Source organism: Streptomyces sp. WELS2 (genome assembly GCF_013870595.1).
Lineage (GTDB): Bacteria > Actinomycetota > Actinomycetes > Streptomycetales > Streptomycetaceae > Streptomyces.
On the sequence record NZ_JACBWZ010000773.1, the window covers coordinates 1 to 2,876 of the forward strand.

Genomic DNA, 2,876 nt, shown 5'->3' on the forward strand with positions numbered 1-2,876 from the left:
ATGGCTGCTGGCGGTCGCCTCCGGCGCCGCGTTCGCCGCCTACGCGGTACCGGGCCTGGCCGCGCCCCAGGCCGGAGTGCTGGCCACGTCGGTGGTCGCGGGAACCGGTGTGTTCCGCATCGCCTACCCCGGGCCGGAGGCCTTCGACATCGACCACGGACGCGACGTACGGGCCGCGGCAGACCGCCTGCGCGCCGCGGTGGGCCGGCCCCCCTCGGGCCGGGCGGCCCCCGTGGCACCGCTGATCCGGTTCGAAGGTGTCGGCTTCGCCCACCGTGGCCACGCGCCCGTCCTCACCGGACTGGACCTCGAAATCCGTCCCGGTGAGGTGATCGGCCTGGTCGGCGTCAACGGCGCGGGCAAGACCACGCTGCTGACCCTGCTGGCCGGCCTGCGCCGGCCCACCGCGGGACGGATCACCGCCGACGGGGTGGACATCGCCTCCCTCGACCCCCGTTCCTGGCGAGAGCGGATCGGCCTGGTCTTCCAGGACTTCGCCCGCTACCCGCTCACCGTCGCCGAGAACGTCAGCCCCGCTCACCCCGAGCTCGCCGAGACCGCGCTGGCCGACGCCGGTGCGACACTGGGGCACACCCCCGACACCCCGTTGCTTGCGGGCCGCGCGGACCTGTCCGGCGGCCAGTGGCAGCAACTCGCCCTGGCCAGGGCCATCGCCTCGGCACGCGGCGGATGCGACCTGATCGCGCTCGACGAGCCCACGGCCCACCTGGACGTCCACGCGGAGGCCGCGTTCTTCGACCGTGTCGTCACCGCGCTGCCCGGGACCACCCTGCTCCTGGTGAGCCACCGGATCGCCACCCTGCGCCGCAGGACTCGACGCAGTCAGGGGAGGCATTCCGTGGTCGCTGACCGCGTGGGGGGCGCACGGCGGCGGCCGGGGCGTGCGGTGGCGTGCGCCGCCTTGGGCGTCGTACTGCTGGCGGGGTGCGCCTCGATGCCCGACAGCGGGGACCTGCGGGATGTGGAGTCCACGCCGCGGCAGGACACCGCGGTACGGGTGTTCGCCATGCCGCCGGCCGACGGCGCCGGGCCGGGGGAGATCATGCAGGGCTTCCTGGAGGCGCTGACCAGCGACGACCCGGAGTACGACACGGCGCGCAAGTACCTGTCGGCCGATGCGGCGAGCCGGTGGCGGCCGGAGCTGTCGACCACCGTGCTGGCGAACGGGCCGAGCATCGAGACCGACTGCAGCCCGGGCGGACGGGAGGAGACCAACAGCGTCACCTGTGTGCTGACCGGCACCCGGGTCGCCACGGTCGACGCGCAGCAGGCCTACCAGCCCGCCGGCGGCCCCTACCGCAAGAAGCTGCACCTGACGAAGAGCCCCAAGAGCGGGCAGTGGCGCATCGACGGGCTGCCGGACGGCGTCGTCATGGGCAAGTCGGACTTCCAGCGCAACTACGCGTCCGTCGACAAGTACTACTTCGCGTCCGACACGGCGGTCGGGGCGGGCGGGCAGCCGGTGGCGGTCGCCGATCCGGTGTTCGTGCGCGGCAAGGTGGACCCGATGACACAGCTGGTCCGGTCGCTGTTGAAGGGGCCCACCACCTGGCTCGGGCCGGTGGTCAGGTCGAGCTTCCCGACCGGTACGGCGCTGCGCAAGGGCGTGTCCGGACTGGCGCCGGACGACCAGAACAAGCTGACCGTGCCGCTGAACCTCGCGGCGTCCCGGGTCGCGCCGCGCAAGTGCACCGAGATGGCGACGCAGCTGCTGTTCACCCTGCGGAACCTGGCGCCGACGCTGGAGTCCGTCGAGCTGCGCGGGGCCGGCGACGACCGGCTGTGCGAACTGACCGAGGAGCGCGCCGAGGCCACCGCCTGGCACGGGTCGTCCAAGCGCCCGGAGTACGTGTACTTCATCGACGGCAGGCACCGGGTGGTGCGGATGCCGACCGGAAGCACCGGAACGGGCTCCGTCCCGGTGCCGGGCCCGCTCGGCGAGGGCGGCAAGGAGCTGCAGTCGGTGGCCGTGTCGCGGGACGAGCACACCGCGGCCGGGGTCGCCGACGGTGGCGGTTCGCTGTACGTGGCCTCGCTGGCGTCGGGCGGTTCGTTCGGTGAGCCGCTGGTGACCAGCGACGGGCCCACTCCCGACGAACGGCTGACCACGCCGAGCTGGGACGCCCACGGCGACCTGTGGGTGGCCGACGGAGACCCCCACCGGTCCCGCCTGTACGTCCTCGAGGAGGGGAAGAAGCAGGCGGTGCCCGTCACCGTGCCCGGTCTTCAGGGCCGGATCACGGACGCGCGGGTGGCCGCCGACGGGGCCCGGATCGCGCTGGTCGTGGCCAAGGGCGGCAAGCAGTCCCTGTTCATCGGCCGGATCCAGCGCGACGACGGCACCGGGCAGGGCATCTCGGTGGACGGGCTGCGCTCGGCGACACCGGACCTGGAGCAGGTCAGCGCCATTTCCTGGGCCGGGGACAGCAGACTGCTCGTCGTCGGCCAGGAACAGGGGGGCGTGCAGCAGATGCGGTACGTCCAGGCCGACGGTTCCACGCTGGACGGACCCGCCCCGGGCGCGCTCACCAGCGTCAAGGCGATCGCCGCATCAGAGGACGAGCGGGTGCCGCTGGTGGCCTACTCGGAGGACGGGATCGTCCGGCTGCCGTCCGGTGCGCAGTGGCAGAAGGTCGACAAGGACGGTTCGGCGCCGGTCTATCCGGGCTGACAACGCGCGGACCTGCGGCTTCCCGGGTTTCTCCGCGTGTCCCGCGGTTATCCACAGGCGGTTTTCCACAGGGGTGGCACCCCGGCGGCGGCCCGGGCACAGTGGTGGTCATGCGGAGGTGGTGGCAGGACCTCACCGACCTGGTGCTGCCGGCCGACTGCGCGGGTTGCGGGGCACCTCGTAC

General features: G+C 73.3%; 1 protein-coding gene and 1 pseudogene. Both read left to right on the forward strand.

Annotated features, from left to right (window positions below; translation table 11 throughout):
• Positions 1–328: 328 nt before the first annotated feature.
• Positions 329–664, forward strand: a pseudogene (locus tag H5J33_RS37890) (ATP-binding cassette domain-containing protein); the annotation flags it as partial.
• 195 nt (positions 665–859) lie between these two features.
• Positions 860–2,692: an LpqB family beta-propeller domain-containing protein gene (locus H5J33_RS37895; protein ID WP_309485517.1), complete on the forward strand. Its 1,833-nt coding sequence runs from the start codon at positions 860–862 to the stop codon at positions 2,690–2,692.
• Positions 2,693–2,876 lie beyond the last annotated feature (184 nt).